The following is an 18,042-nucleotide window of genomic DNA, read 5'->3' as shown; positions in this document are numbered from 1 at the left end:
GAACTGACCGATAGAGATGCCGAAGAAAAGCCGCCTGCGCGAAAACCCGCGCGGGCGGTTTTGCGTTCAAGGACCACGGTTCTTGCAATTCGTTAGCATCCGCATCGGAGCGAGCAATGAGCACCTCAGGAAACCAAACCGTCGCCCGCCTGGCCCTTATCGGCATCCCGATGGCGTTCTTCGTCATGGGGCTGAAGCTCTTGGCGTGGTGGGTGACTGGGTCGGTCGCGCTGCTGTCGGATGCGCTGGAATCGACGGTGAACGTGATCGCGGCGATCATCGCGTGGGGGGCGATCCGCTATGCGGCGAAGCCGGCCGACGCCACGCATCCGTTCGGTCACCACAAGGCGGAGTATTTTTCCGCGGTCATCGAGGGGGTGCTGATCGCGCTGGCGGCTCTCCTGATCGTGCGGGAGGCACTGCCGAAACTGTCGGCGCCGACGCTGCTTGAAGAACCTGTGCTCGGATTGGCGATCAACCTTGTCGCCGGTCTGGTCAATGCCGGCTGGGCGGCGACACTGATCCGGGTCGGAAGGCGTCACCGCTCGCCGGCGCTGACGGCCGATGGGCAGCATATCCTTTCCGACGTCGTCACCTCGGCGGGCGTGCTGGTCGGTTTGCTGCTGGCGCTGGTCACCGGGTACGCCATCCTCGATCCCGTCATGGCGATACTGGTCGCCTTGCACATCCTGTACCAGGGGTGGAAAATCATCTCCCATTCCGTCAGCGGCCTGATGGATCATGCCGTCGAGCCGGAGGAAGAGGCCGCGATCAAGGAGGCGATCGCCACCCATGCCGATGGCTCGCTCGGGGTGCACGACCTCAAGACGCGCAGGGCGGGAAACGCCACCTTCGTCGATTTCCACCTGGTCGTGCCGGCGCGGATGGCGGTTGCCGACGCGCATGATATCTGCGATCGGCTGGAAGCGGCGATCGAGGCGGTTCAGCCGGGAGCGCGGATCGCCATCCATGTCGAGCCCGAGACGGAGAAGGCGCACGGCATCAAGGTGAAAGTGCAAAGGGCAAGCCCATGACAAAGACCGACGTTTCCAATCTTTCGCAACTGGGCCGCAACGTCGGCCTGCCGCAAAGCCCCGAGGAGGCGGTGCTCGAGAAGGTTCCGAGCGGGCACAAGGGGGCCGATTTCGTCGTGCGCTTCACCGCGCCGGAGTTCACCTCGCTTTGCCCGATGACCGGGCAGCCCGACTTCGCCCATATCGTCATAGACTACGTGCCGGACGGATGGCTGGTCGAGTCGAAGTCGCTGAAGCTCTATCTCCACTCCTTCCGCAACCACGGCGCCTTTCATGAGGACTGCACCCTGGACATCGGCAGACGGCTGGTGGACCTGCTTGCGCCGAAATGGCTGAGGATCGGCGCCTACTGGTATCCGCGCGGCGGCATTCCGATCGACGTGTTCTGGCAGACCGGTGCGCCGCCCGAGGGGGTCTGGGTGCCGGACCAGGGGGTCGCGCCCTATCGCGGGCGCGGCTGAGGCGCCAGGCTGGATCGCGGCGGCCACAGCACCGCGTCGCTTAACCAGCCGGGGGACGCTCAAGTCTTGAAGCGTTCCTCCTGTCTCCGACGGTGCCGCGCCTTGCGGCGGCGCGTCAGGTTCAGGCGTGCGAATGCGGATGCCGGTAGTCCCAGACCGCCCAGGCCGACAGCGCGGCGGTGCAGATACCAAGGATGACGTGGGTCCACATCGCGTGGGTGTTGGTGACGAAGCCGAGCAGCCAGGGCGAGACGATCAGCCACAGGCCGACCACCAGGTTCACCCACTCTTCCCATTCTGCGAAGGCCGACAGCGTCATGATCGCGAAGGCGCCGAGCACGATGGCGGCAATCCAGGCGTTCCAGCTCGGCCGCGCCTCGGCGGCGAAGCCGATCACCCAGGGCGACAGGAACAGGCATATTGCCAGGACGAGAGTGACCAGGTCCTGACCTCTCCGACCGGACATGAAGTTCATCATAGCAACCTCCATGAGGCTCCACCGTGCCTGCAGGCACGGAACTGTTTATCATGATACGCTGATATTTATTTCCTTCAAGATTCATCGCCTTAACCGACTTTTGCGCCTCCGGGTCCCCGGCATTTTCCGATACTCGCTTCTGGCAAGCGCTACCGGCTGCTCGTCCTGCATCTGCTCGGCGGCGCTTCAGACTGCGCCCTCTATCGCCCCGACCGGCGTTTTGTTGCATTGTCTTGGGCAGTGAGTCGCATTATCTGACTGCGACAGGGATTTCAGACAGGCGGAGAGTTGCCGATGAACGACGAAGAAGACGACAAGAAGACCGAGCTGCCGCTCGGCAAGGAAACCGAGGCGAACCTGTTCAAGTCGCGCTCGATCTTCATCTATGGCGGCATCACCCAGGAACTGGCGCAGAAGGTCTGCTCGCAGCTGGTGGCGCTGGCTGCCGCCAGCGACGAAGACATCCGCATCTTCGTGAACTCGCCGGGCGGCCACGTCGAATCCGGCGACAGCATCCACGACATGATCAAGTTCATCAAGCCGAAGGTCTGGATGATCGGAACCGGTTGGGTCGCCTCTGCCGGCGCGCTGATCTATGTCGCCGCCCCGAAGGAGCAGCGCCTCTGCCTGCCGAACACCCGCTTCCTGCTGCACCAACCGTCCGGCGGAACGCGCGGCATGGCTTCCGACATCGAGATTCAGGCCCGCGAGATCCTCAAGATGAACGAGCGCCTGAACCGGATCTTTTCGGAGGCCACCGGCCAGCCGGTCGAGCGGATCGCCAAGGACACCGACCGCGACTACTGGCTTTCGGCCCAGGAAGCCAAGGACTACGGGCTCGTTTCGCGGATCATCTCCTCGCAGGGCGACATCTGAACCTGACAGTCTCGGGCCTCCTTCGTAAAGGAGGCCCGAGACTGCTGAACGGCCCTTCAGCACCTTTTCAAATCGTGCAGCGGTACCAATCGCTCCCCCGCCGACGGGTGCGACACTTGGCGCAGGAGCCTCGCGGTCTAAACGGACGGAAGCGGGGCAGCCGCTTCTCTCTGCCTGCCCCTCGGCAGGGGAACGCTATCAGTCGGAGAAGCCAAATCGTGCGGGTCCCACGGGCCGCATTCCCATCTGGCGCGCATAGACACAGTAGTCGTAGTTGTCGTTCATCGGTCCGCCGTATCGCGCAAAGCAATAGTTGCGTGCCTCCAATGTCACCGGATCGATCGGTGTGGACTGGCAGCCTGCAAGCGTGGCAAGCAGTAGCAGGACGATATGCTTCATGGCCTATTCCTCTGCGCGACGGGCCCTGGATGGCCGGCACGCCTTAACATTACCGCTGGAACGCATCCCGCACAAATACCTCTCGCGCCCGGCTTGCGCGGCGTCGACTGCGCAGCTATAAACCGGCTCATGTCGAAGACCCGAGGCCATATTGTCGGACGGATGTCGCGCAGCCAGGCGGCTGCCAGCGAGCATTCGCGCCGCTTCGCCTCCCTGCTCCTTCTCGGCCTTACGCGCGGTTGCCGGGTTCTTTGAGGAGCGCCCGGCGGCCGAACAGCCAGCCGGCACAAGTGCTCCTCGCATCACCCATTTCCAAATTCCGTTCCCGGGCCGCACAGGGCCAGCTTTCGCCGTCGCCAGGCGCGCCTCGATCCGCTATTGAGGTTTCCTGCGAAGGCCGGGATGACGTAGAGACAGGCACATGACCGTAGAGACGAACACCTCCAAAAATGGCATGCCGAACGCGGCTGCAAAATACCAGCCTTACCCGCAGGTCGATATTCCCGACCGCACCTGGCCGGGCAAGACCATCACGAAGCCGCCGATCTGGTGCTCGGTGGACCTGCGCGACGGCAACCAGTCGCTGGTCAACCCGATGGGCCATGACCGCAAGGCCCGTATGTTCCAACTCCTGCTCGACATGAACTTCAAGGAGATCGAGATCGGCTTCCCGTCTGCCTCGCAGACGGACTTTGACTTCGCCCGCTGGTGTGTCGAGGAGGGCAACGTCCCCGATGACGTCTCGCTGCAGGTGCTGGTCCAGTGCCGGCCGGAACTGATCACCCGCACCTTCGAGGCGCTGGAGGGGGCCCGGCGCCCGATCATCCACTTCTATAATTCCACCAGCGAACTGCAGCGCCGCGTCGTCTTCGGCAAGGACGTTGCCGGCATCAAGCAGATCGCCACCGACGCTGCCAAGATGATCATGGACATGGCGGCAGAGGCGGGCGGCGACTACCGCTTCGAGTATTCGCCCGAGAGCTTCACCGGGACGGAGCTTGAGGTCGCGCTCGAGATCTGCAACGCGGTCACCGAGATCGTGCGTCCGACGGCGGACAACAAGCTGATCATGAACCTGCCGTCGACCGTCGAGATGGCGACGCCGAACATCTATGCCGACCAGATCGAATGGATGTGCCGCAATCTCGACAATCGCGAAAACCTGATCATCTCGCTGCATCCGCACAACGACCGCGGCACCGGGATCGCTGCGACCGAACTCGGTTTGATGGCCGGCGCCGACCGGGTGGAGGGCACGCTGTTCGGCAATGGCGAGCGCACCGGCAACGTCGACGTCGTCACGCTGGCGCTGAACATGTACACGCAAGGCGTCGACCCGAAGCTCGACTGCTCCGACATCGAGCGCATCAAGGCGGTCTACGAGTACTCCAACGAGATGGTCATTCCGGAACGCCACCCCTACGTCGGCGAACTGGTCTACACAGCCTTCTCCGGCTCGCACCAGGACGCGATCAACAAGGGCATGAAGGCGATCAGGACGGCCAACAAGCCGGTCTGGGAGGTTCCATACCTGCCGATCGACCCGCAGGACGTCGGCCGCACCTACGAGGCCATCATCCGCATCAACTCGCAGTCAGGCAAGGGCGGCATCGCCTATATCCTGCAGCAGGACCATGGCATCAACCTGCCGCGCAACCTGCAGGTGGAATTCCGCGAGGACATCCAGCGGATCACCGACGAGGAGGGCGTCGAGCTTCCGTCGAAGCGCATCTACGAGCGCTTCCTCGAGCGCTACGTGACCCAGCCGGAGGCGCGGCTGCGCTTCGTCGACCACCACACCTATCCGGATACGACCCGCAAGGGTGTGCGCATCGTTTCGGCCGAGATCACCGACGGCGGCGAGCCGCGGCGGATCGAGGGGCAGGGCACCGGGCCGATCGACGGCTTCATCCACGCGCTGTCTCTTCATACCGGCGTGGAGATGTCGGTGGTCGACTACTCCGAGCATTCGCTGCAGCGGGGCTCGAACGCGGCAGCCATCGCCTATGTCGAGATCGAGCATCCCGGCGGCCGCCTCTTCGGCGTCGGCATCAACACCAACATCGTCACCGCCTCGCTCGAGGCGATCGTCTCAGCCGCAAACCGCGTGCTGGAGGAGACTGGTCGCTGATCGGTGAGAGACGCATGACGCAATGTCGGCCACCCCGGAGACGGGGTGGCCTTTTTGCTGATTGCTGGTACCCGCGCCGCTTGCCTTTCCCGGTCGTCGACACTGTCTCGCCGCGCTAGGCACCGAGCGTGGATGTCGATCAGTGCGACACGTCAGATTGCCTGTCCCACCGCCTCGGCGATCGTTTCCAGGGCTGGGTCGGAGGATGGCCCGATGACGACGAATGCAGCGGCCCCTTGCTGCCAGGATACGAGGCCGAGATCGTTGCGGATAATGTCGACCGGATCGGTTCGTTGCGGGACCGGCTCGGCTTTCTGGAGGCAGACGGAAAAGATCTCGCCGTCCTCGTCCTTATAGAGGAGCTGTGCCGTCGGCCGGCCACCGGCGACCAGAAGCCGGCCGCCCTCGAAATCCAACTTGTTGGCGCTCAGGTCGGGGATCGAGAATTCGACACCCACCGCCGCTGCCAGCCACTCGACGATTTCGGCGCTCCGGGCGGCCGGAACCTCCGCCAGGTGACGGGACTGGCGGGCATACATGCGGTGGTCGTCGGCAAGCTCGTCAAGCCAGTTGCGTGTCGTGGCGAAGAGCACCGGCGGTTCGGCGGCCGGCTTTCGGGTTGAGCCGAGCAGGTATCCGGCGCCGGCGCCGACGGCGAGCAGAATGAGGCCCGAGGCGGCGATACGCGTCCAGCCGGCGTAAGAACGGGCCTCGTCAGCGGGCGGCGCAAGCGGCGTGCGCCCCGGCTCGTGCCCGGTATCGGTCGCGGCCTGCTTGATGCTGCGGACGAGCGCGAGGGGGACGGGCTCGTGCAGCATGTCCTCGAAGGCCTTGCGGCCGAGATCACTGCCGAGCTTGAGCCGATTGAAGAGGGTGCGCGCCTGTTCGTCGCGGGCCAGCATCCTGTCGATTTCACTGATTTCCGCATTCGGCAACTGTCCGTCCAGATAGGCTGACAGGCGCACCTCAAGCGGAAGGCCTTGCGTGCTTTCCAATGCTCAGGTCCTCCTTTCCGTTTGTTCCGAGATCATGGCAGCAAGGCGAATGCGTGCCGTTGAAAGCCGGCTCATGACCGTTCCGATCGGAATTCCCAAAACGTCGGCCGCCTCGCGGTAGCTGTGACCTTCCACATTTACCAGCAGGAACACGCTGGAGAGCCCCTCGGGCATCGTCATGATCAGCTTGTGCAGTTGCTTGGCGTAAACCGCCTTGTCGGCGGACGCCTCGATGTGGAGGTCGTCCTGCTCGGAGAAATCGACCGTGCCCGAGCCGGTGCGGACCTTGCGCTTGCGGATTTCGTCGACCCACAGATTGCGCGTCATCGCATAGACCCAGCTTTCCAGGCGCCCTTCGCCGTTCCAGAGGTGGCTGCGGGTGATGGCGCGCTCACAGGCTTCCTGCACGAGGTCGTCGGCATCGCTGGCGTTTCTTGTCAGGGTCATGGCGAATCGGCGCAGTTTCGGCAAGAGACCGACCAGTTCACGCCGGAATTCACTCGCTTCTGCCGTCGGGCGCATTGCTTTTCCAAGAGAACGTTCGAGGGCCGGCCGATATTCGCGACCATACAGGCAACCGCCTTGATATGAAACATGTGGCCGCCGGTCCGCAAGCATGCGCGCGCAGAGAGCCGGGAACTGGGAAATCCTGCGACGGAATGCGGTGGCGGGACCATGCGGTCCCGCCTTGCGACGCCACGAGGCGTGCGAAGGGATCAGTAGGTGTGGCGTTCGCCGCCGAGTGACTGCAGCAGCGACCTGTAGGCCCAGGTGTTCTCACCGCCACGGTCGCGGATCTCGACAAGCTGCACGCGGGCGGCCTGGATATCGCCCTGGTCGATCAGGGCCTGGCCCATGTATGAGCGGGCGAGAATGTAGTTCGCGTCCTGGGCGATTGCCTCGCGGTAGTAGGTCATGGCACGCGGGACATCGCCGAGCTTGCGATAGGTGAAGCCGTAGTAGTTGAGGATGCGCGGGTCGTTCTGGTTCTCCGCCGCCTCCAGGGCGTCCAGCGCGCTGCCGTACTGGCCCGCATAGGCGAATTCGCGGGCGGCCTCGTAGAGGATGTCGTCCGGCTTGAGCTCGCTCTTTTTCTGCGTGCCGTTCTTGTTCTTGCTGTTCGCCTTGATCTGATCAGGCGTCAGGCACATCTTGCGCTCGGCACTCCAAATCTTGCCGTTCGTGCAGGTCGTCGTCGTCGGCGTGGCGGCCGGGGGCGAGCCGCCGCCGGTGTCGGCGGCGAAGGCGATGCCGGCGGGCGCAAGTGCGGTCGCCAGGGCGGCGACACAGGTGATGCGGGTGAGGAACTGACTGGGCATCTTCGATTCCTTCCGGTTTTTCGAACGGTCGCAGGGCACGGTTGACGGCTCGCGACGGTGGCGCAGTGGCCCCGAAGCGCGTCATGCGGTTAGACGCAGCCTGCGGGCGCTTTATTCCCCGGCATAGAAGCGGGTGGTTTCCGCCAGCACGACATCCGCGCACTGCGCGTCGAGCGCATAGCGTTCGCGCATCACGTTCCAGCGGCCCGGCGCGCCGGAAATTTCGAAGATGTTGAAGGCCGCCGGCGGCTTGTGCCCTCCCGGCCCCTGCGAGGCAGAGGCGATGCCGACGACCGGCACGGGACCGGCGGGACTGCGCAGCCAGTGGACGGTGTTGAGGTGGGTGTGGCCGTGCAGCACCAGTTCGGCGCCGCCGGCGAAGATCGTCGCGGCGAAGCGGGTGATGCCGATCATCCGCTTGTGCAGGGAGGTGGCGCCATGGATCGGCGGATGGTGGATCATCACGACCCGGAAAAGCCCCGCCTCGCCGGCGGCCCGCAGCAGGTTGACCGTGTCGCGTGCCTGGCGCGGCCCGAAATATCCGCTCGCCGCAAACGGCGGTGTGGCGACTGCTGTCGAGCAGCCGATGAGGGCGACGTTGTCGCGCACGCGCAAATAGGGAAAGATCCGGCGATCGGAGGTCCACTCAGCCGGCGCGTTGTCGCCGCGCATGTAGGGATACCAGGCCTTCGTCGATCGCTCATAGGCCCCCGGCACATAGGCGTCGTGATTGCCGGGCACCACCGAGACGTTTTCGGGCGTTCCGGTTCGAGGCAGCCAGCAGGCGACGGAGTCGATCTCGATCCTGGTGGCGAGATTGACGAGATCGCCGGTAATGGCCAGATGGTCCGGATCGTTGCGCTCGACGGCGCCCATCAGGAGGTCGAGCGCGTTCGCGAACATGTGCCGGCGGCGGTTGCTGTGCCAATTGACAAATCCGGTGATCCGCTTGGATGCCAGTTCCACCAGCGACAGCGCGGGCAGGGGGCCGAGATGGACGTCGGAGATGTGGGCGAGACGGAACATGGCCCTGCATAGACCAAGTGGCGGCGTCAGGGAAATGGGGCCGGTCCGGAATCATCGGCTGGGACCGGGTATTCGTCTCTTTTGCGAGTGGACAAGCAACACGTGTTCGGGCCCGCGTCTTGCTATGGCCCGCTCTTGGGGCGATGCCTAGGGCTGACCGACATCGACGAGGAATAACATGAACAGCGACCGGCCGCCGGAGATGCGCAGCCTCCTGGCCCGCCTCTTCCTCCGCATGGTTCACGCCTATGCCGCCTGGGCGCGGGGCATGACGCTCGGGGTCCGGGCGGCCTGTTTCGATGCCGAAGGACGCGTCTTCCTGGTGCGGCACAGCTATGTTCCGGGCTGGCACCTGCCGGGCGGCGGCATCGAGCGGCACGAAACCGCTCTTCAAGCGCTCTCAAAGGAAATGCGGGAGGAGGGCAACCTGCTCGCCGGCGAGGCGCCGCGACTGTTCCACGTCTATCTCAACAGGCGAACCAGCAAGCGCGACCACGTGCTCTTCTATGTCTGCGAGGGGGTTCGGCAAAGCGCACCGAAGCAGCCGGACTGGGAAATTCGCGAAGCCGGTTTCTTCGCCCTTGATCGCCTGCCGCCAGACGTGACGCCGGCGACGCTGCGCCGGCTCGACGAAATCGCCGGCCGCGCGCAGCCGGCGGAGTTCTGGTGAGGCATGCTGCCGAAAGCGTGTAATCCGTGTTACGCGATCTGCATCAGGCAGCCCGAAGCCGCTCGCGCCCATGCGGCGCCGAGAGGTCGAGTGCCGGCCCGACCGGGACAATGCCGGTCGGGTTGATCGTCGGGTGGCTTCGATAATAGTGCTGCTTGATGTGGTGGAAGTCGACTGTCTCGGCGATGCCGGGGACCTGGTAGAGGTCGCGCAGATAGCCGGAGAGCGCCGGATAGTCGCCAATGCGGCGGATGTTGCACTTGAAATGGCCGACATAGACCGCATCGAAGCGCACCAGCGTCGTGAACAGCCGCCAGTCGGCCTCGGTGATCCGGTCGCCGGTCAGGTAGCGCCGCTGCGACAGGCGCTCCTCCAACTCGTCCAGCGCCTTGAACAGGCGGAGGACGTTTTCCTCATAGGCGTCCTGCGTCGTCGCGAAACCCGCCTTGTAGACCCCGTTGTTCACGGTGTCGTAGATGTGGTCGTTCAGGGCGTCGATCTCGGCGCGCAGGCGCAAGGGATAGTAGTCGTCGCACGAACCGGTGATCTGGTCAAAGGCGGAATTGAACATGCGGATGATCTCGGCGGATTCGTTGGAGACCATCCGGTTCTGCTTCTTGTCCCAGAGCACGGGAACGGTGACGCGGCCGGAATAGTGCGGATCGGCCTTGACGTAGATCTGCCAGAGCGTTTCGGCGCCGAACAGGTGATCGACGGTGCCGCCGTTTTCGGTCTTGAACTCCCAGCCCTTCGACAGCATCACAGGATCGACGATCGATACCGAGATCAGGTCCTCCAGCTTCTTCAGCTTGCGGAAGATCAGGGTGCGGTGGGCCCACGGACAGGCGAGCGAAACGTAGAGATGGTAGCGGTCGGCCTCAGCCTTGAAGCCGCCCTCGCCGGAGGGGCCGGGTGCGCCGTCGGGTGTGATCCAGTTGCGAAACTGCGAGGCCGCCCGCTTGAAGTGACCCTTGGTGGCTGCGGTGTCGTACCAGACATCATGCCAGACGCCGTCCACAAGCTTTCCCATGCCGAACTCCTTCGTTCTGATCTCGTCTACCGTTCAGATAGGATCAACGAACGTGGCCGAACAGGAGTCATTTTCTGAACAGTCCGTTTTCGGCTTTGACAGGCGCGGTTTTTCTGCTATCCGCCTTGCAAGTTTGTTCAGGATTTCGGTTCGAATGATTCTCTTTGCAGGAAACCCGCGACGATGCTGATGCTCTCGACGCCTCACTTGAGGCGCAGTCATCTCCTATTGTCTCGCACTCGGTTCCTGTTCCCATGCACAAGCACGACCTTGTCTACCTGAACGAAGATGCGTCCCACGACGCTGCCATCGAACACATCAACGAAGAAGCGTTCGGCCCCGGACGGCACGTCCGCGCCGCTGCCCGCATCCGCGAGCAGGGCCCGCACGACCGCTCGCTTTCCTTCATCTGTGCCGACGGCGGCGAGACGATCGCCTCGGTGCGGATGACGCCGGTGACGGCCGGTTCGTTGAACGGGCACCTGCTCGGTCCACTAGCCGTGAGACCCTCCCACAAGAACCGCGGTATTGGACGGGAACTGGTGCGAATTGCCGTGGCGGCGGCAAGGGAGAAGGGCTCGGAAGCCGTGATCCTCGTCGGCGACCCGCCCTACTATGGCCCGCTCGGCTTCGAGAAGGTTGCCTATAACGCCCTGACCTTCCCGGGTCCGGTCGACCCGAACCGGGTTCTGGTCGTGCCGATCGCTGTCGATACGCATGAGCGGCTCAAGGGTTCGATCCACTGGCGGCCAAGCGACGAGGCGGTTGCCGCCGCGCCGGGAAAACGCGCCGCAGCGGGCTGATCGCGTAGGATTGGTGCGGCCGAAAGGACTGCGATTTCGGTGCCAGAGGCGAGGGCGGAATGCCAATTTCAGGACACGATGCCGCGGCAGGCCCAGGCGACGTTCGCAAAGGATCTTGGACCATCCGGCCGACCGGCCTCGTAGGCGTCGCGCACCGCGGCCTCGGTGCGTTCGCGTTCGCTTGCCTCGAGTGCCGCCATATACGCCCCGAGCGGCCCTTCGCCCGCGGCGATCGGCGTCCAGTAGTCGTCGAAGTCGCGGTAATCCATGCGGATCATCAATTGGGTCTCCGCGACGTCCGACAGGCCCTGCGCCACGAATGCCTTTTTCATTTCGCCCGGCTGCATCATCGGCTGGAAGCAATAGCGAGCGCGCAGCCGGCGTCCGGCTTCGCTAAGGGCCGCCACGGTGTCGACCATCATGCGCATGCCGGGCATGCCCCCGAGATGATCCCACACGGCTGCCGCCACCACGCCGCCCGGCCGCACGACGCGCCGCATCTCGGCAATCGCCTTTTCCGCTTCCGGGACGAAGTGCAGCACGAGAAGCGCCAGGGCGCGATCGAACGAGCCGCCCTGGAAGGGCAGGGCGCAGGCATCAGCCTGTTGCACCTCGATGCGCGGATCGGTGTTGCGCCGCGCCGTCGCCTCGACGAAGACCGGCGAATAATCGATTGCGACGATCTTGCCGAGGGTTGGGTTGCTGGCGAGCGCCAGGGTCAGGCTGCCGGTGCCGCACCCGACCTCCAGAATCCTTTCGCCGGCGGCAAGGCCGGCGAAGTCGATGAATGGCGGGGCCAGCCTTCGGCTCCAGCGGCCCATGATCTGTTCATAGCCGGTCGCGTCGTGGACGTTGAAGGATGATGTCATCGCTGCCTCCACACGTTCCTGGGATTGTAAGCCGAGGTGGCGTTCTTGCCAAGGTCGCAGGATCGAACGGACGAAGCGGGCAGCGTTTGTCGGTGCCGCGCCACGGCCCAAGTCTCAAGTCGCGCCGGTGGTAGGGGGGAGCCTATCGGCCTTCCCGATACCAGGTTGCCGACAGCGCCAGGAGCAGCAGACCGACGCCGGCGAAGCCGGCAAACAGCGGCAGGTTGTCGACGCCCTTAAGCACGGTTTCGTTTGTCATGCGCAAGGACAGGCGCTGCGGATCGGCCGCGCGCACCGAGCCTGAAACCGGCAGAAGCGGCGGCACGTCGAGACTGCCGCCGGCATCCGCGAGCCGGCGCACCACGCCCTTCGTCGCCTCCGCCAGCGGCTGAAGTTTCTCCGTGGTCGAAATCGTCGCCTTGAACTCCGGCGCATCGACCGCGCCGACATGCACGAGCGCCGTAAGCCCGTCATTCTCGATCTCGAACAGGCCCGTTTCCGTCGTCTTGACCTCGGCGCGGTAGAGCCCCGGCTCGTCCGGCTTCAATTCGACGGGGATCGTCTTGCCCGAGGGCAGCTTCATCATCGCCGGGCCCGGCGCATCCTTGATCGTCTGCCGGTTGATCTGTAGCGTGCGCCCGAAGGCGCGTGCGGTCAGGGCCTCTTCCTCGAGCGCCGGCTCCTGCATCAGCCAGTGGGCGGTGCGGCGATAGAGCGAGACATGCGGGCCGCCGCCCTCGAAGCCGCGCGCCCAAAGCCAGCCCTGGTCCGACAGAAGCATGGCGACGCGGCCCTTGCCGTGGCGGCTCAGGACCAGCAGCGGCTTGCCGTCCGCGCCTTCCATCACGACGTTGCCCTGCGGCGGGGCGACGTCGACGGTGCGGAACCAGCGGCCCCAGTGCGGCGGTTCATCGAGCGCGCCTTCCAGTCCGCGCGTCACGGGGTGCTTCTTGCCCTCCGCCGACAGCCGCGGGTAGAAGGCCTTCTCGTTCACCACGCCGGTCGGGGTTGCCGGAAGCACGACCGACAGCGGCGTATAGGCGATGGAATCGGGGCCGGCATGCTCCGGGCCGGCTGCGATCAGCAGCGCCCCGCCGTTTTCCACATATTGGGCGATGTTGTCGTAATAGAGGATCGGCAGCACGCCGCGGTGCTGGTAGCGGTCGAAGATGATCAGGTCGAATTCCTTGATCTTGTCGACGAAGAGTTCGCGCGTCGGGAAGGCGATCAGGGAGAGTTCGTTGATCGGCGTGCCGTCCTGCTTTTCCGGCGGCCGCAGGATGGTGAAGTGGACGAGATCGATCGCGGTGTCCGATTTCAGGAGATTGCGCCAGGCGCGCTCGCCGGCGTGCGGTTCACCGGAGACCAGCAGTACGCGCAGGTTCTCGCGGATGCCATCGATCAGGTGGACGGCGCGGTTGTTGACGGTGGTGATCTCGCCCGGGACCGGGTCGACCGCGAATTCCAGCACGTTGCTGCCGCCGCGGGGCACGGTGAAGCGGAAGGGGATCTCGGCGCCTGGCGTGGCCGTTTCCGAGGCGATCTCGTTGCCGTTCAGACGGATCGTCACGTGCGCCGCCGTACCCGGCGACCTGCCGTCGTCGACGACTCGGAACTTCAGTTCCTGCTGTTCGCCGACGATGCCGAAGCGCGGTGCGCTCAAGACCTCGATGCGGCGGTCGAACTCGTCGGGCCGACCGGTGATCAGCGCGTGGACCGGCGCGTTGAAGCTGGAGAAGGCGGCGGGATCGGGGATGTCGTGCACCTGCCCGTCGGTCAAAAGGATGGCGCCGCCGACGCGGGCGGGCGGCACGTCGGCGAGTGCTGCCGTGAGCGCGTCGAAGAGGCGGGTGGAGGGCGTATCGGATTCGGGATCGTTCCCGGCCTCGACGATGCGCGGCTCGATGCGGGGATAGCGGGCAAGCCGATCCTTCAACTCGGCCAGCGCCTTGTCCGTCATCGCCGTCCGGTCGGCGTTCTGCTGGCTCTGGCTGCGGTCGACGACGACGGCGACGACCGTCGGCAGCGGCTCGCGCTCCTCGCGCATGACGACCGGATTGGCGAGGGCAAGAACCAGCAGCGCGAGAGCCGCAGCGCGCAGCGCTGCTCCCCGTACGCCCCGCCACAGGCCGAAGGCAGAAAGTGCAAGAGCGGCCGCGGCCAGCGCAGCGATGGCGTACCAGGGAAGAAGCGGCGAGAATGCGATGCTCATGTCACTGTCCCAGTCTTTCGAGCAGTGCCGGCACGTGCACCTGGTCGGCCTTGTAGTTGCCGGTCAGCATGTACATCATGATGTTCACGCCGGAGCGGAACGCATGCTCGCGCTGCATCTCATCGGGCGGAACGGTCGGCAGAAGCGGCGCGCCGCTGTCGTCGATCGCCCAGGCACCGGCGAAGTCGTTGCCGGTGATCATGATCGGGCTCACGCCGTCGCCGGCGCGCGCGGGCCGGTTCGGATCGGCCTTCTCGTCAAAATCGGCCTGCACCCATAGCGGGCTGCCGGTGTAGCGTCCGGGGAAATTCGCAAGCAGGTAGAAGGATTTCGTCAGCACGTGATCCGGGGGCACCGGTTCCAGCGGCGGTATGTCCAGGTTGGCGAGAATGTCGCGCAGGCGCTGCGTGTTTGGGCTTGCCGCCACACTGTTGTCGAGCGCCGAGAACTGATCGCGCGTATCGAAAAGCACGGTGCCGCCGTTGCGCATGTAGGCGTCGATGCGGCTGATCGCGGCCGGGCTCGGCATTGCCGCGCTGGCGCTCACCGGCCAGTAGAGCAGCGGAAAGACGGCGAGTTCGTCGGTCGCGATGTCGACGCCGACCGGCTCGCCGGGCTCCAGCGTGGTCCGGTAGGTGAGGAATTCGGTGAGGCCGACAAGCCCCCGCTCGGAGATATGGTCCACATCGCTCTCGCCGGTGACGACATAGGCGAGGTGGGTCGTGTCCAGCCGGGCCAGCAGCTTGTCGTCGCCGGGCTTTGAATCGTCGGCGAGCGCCGACCCTGACGAGAGGGCGAGCAGTCCGACCGACAGGGTGACTACCGCGAAAGTCGCTGCCGCACCGCGTGCCGGAGGCCGGGCGAGCCTGCGCGCGAAAGCGCCATTCATGAACAGGACGATCAGGCAATCGGCGATGAGCAGCAGCGTTGCGATCAGGAGAAGCGCGGGCTTCAACGACTTCGCCACCTGATCGACGAGGTTCTCGTGGACGAGCGCGAGGTCTGCAGCGGTCGGAAGGGGCGCTAGGACCTGCTTCGGCGGGAAGAGGTTGTGGGCGACGAAGCCCTCCTGAGAGCCGTAAAGCCCGGGCGGATTGTCCGCCGTGGCCGGGCCCCTGTCGGCCGCCGCCGGATCGAGCGGCTTGGCTTCGCCGGTGTCGGCGGACAGGGTGCCGACCGCGGTCAGCAGCCGGTACGGCGGCAGGCGCTGGCCCTTCGCGTCGCCGCTCGCAGCTACGCCGCCGCCGCGAGAAAGCTGCACGCTCCGGCGCAGCATCTCGACGAAATCGCCGGAGAGCGGCAGGTTGGACCAACTGGTCTCGGCGCTGACGTGGAACAGGACGATGCGGCCGGCGCCGACCTTGCCGGTCGTCACCAGCGGCGTGCCGTCGGCAAGGCTGGCCCAGGTCCGCTCCGGCAGGTCCGGCGTCGGTTCGGCCAGCACCTGACGCTTCACGAGCACGCCTTCGGGGCGGCGCATACCGGCAAAGGGACTGGCCGGCGGATAGTCGGCGAGCGGCTGCGGCTCGGACCAGGACAGCGCGCCGTCCAGCGCACGCTCGCCCTTGCGCAGCATTACCGGCACCAGCGGATCGTCTGCAGGGGCCGCCGCGAGCCGGGGTCCGGCGAAGCGGATCAGCATGCCACCGGCCTCGAGCCATTTCTTGACCGGAGCGTATGTCTCCTCCGGGAGGCGGCCGATGTCGGCCATGATCAGCACCGAGGGCCGCTGCTCCAGAAGCTCGGGGATAGCCGTGGCCAGGTCGGCGACGCCGGGCCTGACGAGCTCGGAATAGGGGGCGAGCGCCTTTTCAATGTAGTGCAGCGGCGACAGCAGCGGCTGGCTGGGGTCGTGCGTCTCGCCGCTCAGGAAGGCGACCCGCCTGCGGCGGAAACCGTCGTCGAGCAGATGGGTGGCGCCTGCCGTCGCAAGGCCGTCGACGGTGACCTGGGCAAAATCGTTGCGCAGCTCGAAGGGGGCGGCGATGCTGCCGGCCGCCGTCGTCTCGCCGGCCCTGAAGGCGAGTGTGCCGTTGCCGATCGGCCGGCCGCGGGAGTCGTGGGCGGTGAGCGCCAGCGTGCGGGCCCCGCTCGCAGAAAGCCGACTTGCGGTCACCGTCATCGCTTCGGCCTCGTTGTTGGCATCGGTGAGCGCCACCGCGCCCCGGCCGTCGCCTTCGATCAGGCGCAGCTCGGCAGGCTGCAAGCCCTGCAGCGCCGCGAGCGTGTCGTCGCGCTCGCCGGCGGCGATGCCGTCGGACAGAAAGGCCAGCGTGCCCGGGGCGGTGCCGGCCAGCGCCGTTTTCAGCGCCGCCACGGCGCCCGCGCGGTCGGCCGGCAGGGGTCGGGCCTGGCTCGCCGCCAGCCTGGTGCGGGCGGTGGCCGCGTCGATCGGTACGGCATCGTTGTGACGTTCGGCTGTGAAGACCAGAGAGATCGGCACGTCGCGCACTGCCGCATCGTCGATCAGCGCGGTTGCAGTGTCGACACGCCGCTGCCAGTCCGCGGCCGCAGCCCAGCTGTTGTCGATCACCAGCACGAGCGGACCGGAGGCGGAAAGCGTGTTGGCCCGCGGATTGAGGACGGGATCGGCGATCGCGAGGATGATGGCGGCGGCCATCAGCATGCGCAGCAGCGTCAGCCACCATGGGCTGCGGGCCGGGGTTTCCTCGCGCTTCAGGATCGAGGCAAGGATACGGAATGGCGGGAAGACCTCGACCACCGGCCGCGGCGGGGTCAGCCGCAGCAGCCACCAGATCGCCGGCAGCAGGACGAGCGCGGCGAGCACCGCGGGCGAAGCGAAGGCGAGGGCGCTCATCGATGCGCCTCCGCGGCCCTTAGCGCCGGCAGGCCGGAAAGATACATGTGCACGGCGACCAGCGCCTCGGAGGCGAGGCGATCGGTGCGATGGGCGACGAAGCTCCAGCCGAGATGGCGCAGGCCATCGGCGAGCGTGGCGCGGCGCGCCTGATAGGCGCGGGAATAATCATCCTTCAGCGTCTCGGCCCGGCCGGCCGTCAGTTTCTGGCCGGATTCCGGATCGGTGAACTCGGTGCGGCCGGCATAGGGGAAGAGTTCCTCCGCGGGATCGGCGACCTCGACGACGTGACCGCGCAGGCCGCGTCTTGCCAGCGGCCCAAGCCGCTCCATGACCGCATCGGGCGGATCAAGGAAATCGCCGATCAACACGATGTCGCTCGATCCGCGGATCATCTCGGTCCGCGGCAGCCCGTCGTCGGCAAGCGTGCTGTGGGAAAGGGCGGTGGCGAGCCGTTCGGCCGCATTGCGGGCGGCGACCGGTTCCATCACGCCGGGGCAGCCAATCCGCTCGCCCGAGCGTGCCAGGATTTCGGCGAGTGCCAGCAGGATTACCAGCGCGCGGCTCTCCTTCGACACCGTTCCGAGCGCGGACTTGTACATCATCGACGGCGACAGATCGGCCCAGAGCCAGATCGTGTGCGCCGCCTCCCATTCGCGGTCGCGGACATAGGTGTGGTCGTCGCGCGCGGAGCGTCGCCAATCGATCCGCGACAGGCTCTCGCCGGTCACATAGGGCCGGAACTGCCAGAAGTTCTCGCCGATGCCGCGCTTGCGCCGCCCGTGCCAGCCGGCGATCACCGTGTTGGCGAGGCGACGCGCCTCCACCAGGCAGTCTGGCATCAGCGCTGCGCGCGCCTGTGCCCGCGAAAGCACTTCGGGTGTCGGTGTGCGTCGGACGATCTCGCCGATGGCGGCCATG

General features: G+C 65.8%; 17 protein-coding genes. 6 read left to right on the top strand and 11 right to left on the bottom strand.

What is annotated here, in order from left to right; genetic code table 11:
* The first annotated feature begins 116 nt into the window (after positions 1 to 116).
* Complete coding sequence (locus C7449_RS16850; RefSeq protein ID WP_108004066.1) at positions 117 to 1,034, top strand: cation diffusion facilitator family transporter; 918 nt, start codon at positions 117 to 119, stop codon at positions 1,032 to 1,034.
* A complete protein-coding gene (gene queF, locus C7449_RS16845) occupies positions 1,031 to 1,495 on the top strand; it encodes a preQ(1) synthase (RefSeq protein ID WP_108004065.1) in 465 nt (154 codons plus the stop codon). The genes C7449_RS16850 and queF overlap by 4 nt, the downstream gene beginning before the upstream one ends.
* Positions 1,496 to 1,616: 121 nt before the next feature.
* On the opposite strand, the gene C7449_RS16840 is transcribed toward queF, so the two are convergent.
* Positions 1,617 to 1,973 carry an SPW repeat protein gene (locus tag C7449_RS16840; protein WP_108004064.1) on the bottom strand — a complete coding sequence of 119 codons (357 nt, stop codon included), beginning with the start codon at positions 1,971 to 1,973 and terminating at the stop codon, positions 1,617 to 1,619.
* Between the two features lie 294 nt (positions 1,974 to 2,267).
* Here C7449_RS16840 and C7449_RS16835 point away from each other — a divergent pair, with 294 nt between their 5' ends.
* Entirely contained in the window at positions 2,268 to 2,849 is a 582-nt protein-coding gene (locus C7449_RS16835; RefSeq protein WP_170115919.1) for an ATP-dependent Clp protease proteolytic subunit, read from the top strand.
* Positions 2,850 to 3,047: 198 nt separating this feature from the next.
* Here the strand turns inward: C7449_RS16835 and C7449_RS16830 are convergent, their stop codons facing one another.
* Complete coding sequence (locus tag C7449_RS16830; RefSeq protein WP_108004062.1) at positions 3,048 to 3,248, bottom strand: hypothetical protein; 201 nt, start codon at positions 3,246 to 3,248, stop codon at positions 3,048 to 3,050.
* Between the two features lie 421 nt (positions 3,249 to 3,669).
* Between C7449_RS16830 and leuA the strand changes: the two genes are divergently transcribed.
* The gene (gene leuA, locus C7449_RS16820) at positions 3,670 to 5,379 is read left to right on the top strand and encodes a 2-isopropylmalate synthase (protein WP_108004060.1); all 1,710 of its coding nucleotides are present in this window, start codon (positions 3,670 to 3,672) and stop codon (positions 5,377 to 5,379) included.
* Positions 5,380 to 5,531: 152 nt separating this feature from the next.
* On the opposite strand, the gene C7449_RS16815 is transcribed toward leuA, so the two are convergent.
* From C7449_RS16815 to C7449_RS16800, 4 genes are all read right to left on the bottom strand, one after another.
* Positions 5,532 to 6,374: an anti-sigma factor family protein gene (locus C7449_RS16815; protein ID WP_108004059.1), complete on the bottom strand. Its 843-nt coding sequence runs from the start codon at positions 6,372 to 6,374 to the stop codon at positions 5,532 to 5,534.
* Positions 6,375 to 6,377: 3 nt separating this feature from the next.
* Complete coding sequence (locus C7449_RS16810) at positions 6,378 to 6,896, bottom strand: RNA polymerase sigma factor (protein ID WP_108004058.1); 519 nt, start codon at positions 6,894 to 6,896, stop codon at positions 6,378 to 6,380.
* A 194-nt stretch (positions 6,897 to 7,090) separates the two neighbouring features.
* Positions 7,091 to 7,693, bottom strand: a complete 603-nt coding sequence (locus C7449_RS16805; protein ID WP_108004057.1) for a tetratricopeptide repeat protein — start codon at positions 7,691 to 7,693, stop codon at positions 7,091 to 7,093.
* A 111-nt stretch (positions 7,694 to 7,804) separates the two neighbouring features.
* On the bottom strand, positions 7,805 to 8,719 hold the full coding sequence (locus tag C7449_RS16800) for a metallophosphoesterase family protein (RefSeq protein ID WP_108004056.1): 915 nt from the start codon (positions 8,717 to 8,719) through the stop codon (positions 7,805 to 7,807).
* Positions 8,720 to 8,897: 178 nt separating this feature from the next.
* On the opposite strand from C7449_RS16800, the gene C7449_RS16795 reads away from it, so the two are divergent.
* Positions 8,898 to 9,389 carry an NUDIX domain-containing protein gene (locus tag C7449_RS16795; protein ID WP_108004055.1) on the top strand — a complete coding sequence of 164 codons (492 nt, stop codon included), beginning with the start codon at positions 8,898 to 8,900 and terminating at the stop codon, positions 9,387 to 9,389.
* A 43-nt stretch (positions 9,390 to 9,432) separates the two neighbouring features.
* On the opposite strand, the gene C7449_RS16790 is transcribed toward C7449_RS16795, so the two are convergent.
* On the bottom strand, positions 9,433 to 10,419 hold the full coding sequence (locus tag C7449_RS16790) for a glutathione S-transferase family protein (RefSeq protein WP_108004054.1): 987 nt from the start codon (positions 10,417 to 10,419) through the stop codon (positions 9,433 to 9,435).
* A gap of 254 nt (positions 10,420 to 10,673) precedes the next feature.
* On the opposite strand from C7449_RS16790, the gene C7449_RS16785 reads away from it, so the two are divergent.
* Positions 10,674 to 11,222: a GNAT family N-acetyltransferase gene (locus C7449_RS16785; protein WP_108004053.1), complete on the top strand. Its 549-nt coding sequence runs from the start codon at positions 10,674 to 10,676 to the stop codon at positions 11,220 to 11,222.
* Between the two features lie 68 nt (positions 11,223 to 11,290).
* On the opposite strand, the gene C7449_RS16780 is transcribed toward C7449_RS16785, so the two are convergent.
* The 4 genes from C7449_RS16780 to C7449_RS16765 all read right to left on the bottom strand — a co-directional run bounded on the left by C7449_RS16780 (position 11,291) and on the right by C7449_RS16765 (position 18,041).
* Complete coding sequence (locus tag C7449_RS16780) at positions 11,291 to 12,091, bottom strand: class I SAM-dependent methyltransferase (RefSeq protein ID WP_108004052.1); 801 nt, start codon at positions 12,089 to 12,091, stop codon at positions 11,291 to 11,293.
* A 142-nt stretch (positions 12,092 to 12,233) separates the two neighbouring features.
* Entirely contained in the window at positions 12,234 to 14,303 is a 2,070-nt protein-coding gene (locus tag C7449_RS16775; protein ID WP_108004051.1) for a hypothetical protein, read from the bottom strand.
* 1 nt (position 14,304) lies between these two features.
* Positions 14,305 to 17,121, bottom strand: a complete 2,817-nt coding sequence (locus tag C7449_RS16770; protein ID WP_108004050.1) for a DUF4159 domain-containing protein — start codon at positions 17,119 to 17,121, stop codon at positions 14,305 to 14,307.
* Complete coding sequence (locus C7449_RS16765) at positions 17,118 to 18,041, bottom strand: DUF58 domain-containing protein (RefSeq protein ID WP_108004049.1); 924 nt, start codon at positions 18,039 to 18,041, stop codon at positions 17,118 to 17,120. Before C7449_RS16765 ends, C7449_RS16770 begins: the two co-directional genes overlap by 4 nt.
* Between the last annotated feature and the right edge of the window lies 1 nt (position 18,042).

The organism is Mycoplana dimorpha, from assembly GCF_003046475.1.
GTDB lineage: Bacteria > Pseudomonadota > Alphaproteobacteria > Rhizobiales > Rhizobiaceae > Mycoplana > Mycoplana dimorpha.
The sequence above is the reverse complement of the archived record's forward strand: the minus strand, read 5'-3'. Positions and strand labels throughout refer to the sequence as shown.

Bases quoted from the DNA above. Each gene is read 5' to 3' on its own strand.
- C7449_RS16805 (WP_108004057.1), bottom strand. From the start codon at position 7,693: ATGCCCAGTCAGTTCCTCACCCGCATCACCTGTGTCGCCGCCCTGGCG.
- leuA (WP_108004060.1), top strand. From the start codon at position 3,670: ATGACCGTAGAGACGAACACCTCCAAAAATGGCATGCCGAACGCGGCT.
- C7449_RS16785 (WP_108004053.1), top strand. From the start codon at position 10,674: ATGCACAAGCACGACCTTGTCTACCTGAACGAAGATGCGTCCCACGAC.
- C7449_RS16830 (WP_108004062.1), bottom strand. From the start codon at position 3,248: ATGAAGCATATCGTCCTGCTACTGCTTGCCACGCTTGCAGGCTGCCAG.
- C7449_RS16790 (WP_108004054.1), bottom strand. From the start codon at position 10,419: ATGGGAAAGCTTGTGGACGGCGTCTGGCATGATGTCTGGTACGACACC.
- C7449_RS16800 (WP_108004056.1), bottom strand. From the start codon at position 8,719: ATGTTCCGTCTCGCCCACATCTCCGACGTCCATCTCGGCCCCCTGCCC.
- C7449_RS16765 (WP_108004049.1), bottom strand. From the start codon at position 18,041: ATGGCCGCCATCGGCGAGATCGTCCGACGCACACCGACACCCGAAGTG.
- C7449_RS16780 (WP_108004052.1), bottom strand. From the start codon at position 12,091: ATGACATCATCCTTCAACGTCCACGACGCGACCGGCTATGAACAGATC.
- C7449_RS16840 (WP_108004064.1), bottom strand. From the start codon at position 1,973: ATGATGAACTTCATGTCCGGTCGGAGAGGTCAGGACCTGGTCACTCTC.
- C7449_RS16795 (WP_108004055.1), top strand. From the start codon at position 8,898: ATGAACAGCGACCGGCCGCCGGAGATGCGCAGCCTCCTGGCCCGCCTC.
- C7449_RS16810 (WP_108004058.1), bottom strand. From the start codon at position 6,896: ATGCGCCCGACGGCAGAAGCGAGTGAATTCCGGCGTGAACTGGTCGGT.
- C7449_RS16775 (WP_108004051.1), bottom strand. From the start codon at position 14,303: ATGAGCATCGCATTCTCGCCGCTTCTTCCCTGGTACGCCATCGCTGCG.
- C7449_RS16850 (WP_108004066.1), top strand. From the start codon at position 117: ATGAGCACCTCAGGAAACCAAACCGTCGCCCGCCTGGCCCTTATCGGC.
- queF (WP_108004065.1), top strand. From the start codon at position 1,031: ATGACAAAGACCGACGTTTCCAATCTTTCGCAACTGGGCCGCAACGTC.
- C7449_RS16835 (WP_170115919.1), top strand. From the start codon at position 2,268: ATGAACGACGAAGAAGACGACAAGAAGACCGAGCTGCCGCTCGGCAAG.
- C7449_RS16770 (WP_108004050.1), bottom strand. From the start codon at position 17,121: ATGAGCGCCCTCGCCTTCGCTTCGCCCGCGGTGCTCGCCGCGCTCGTC.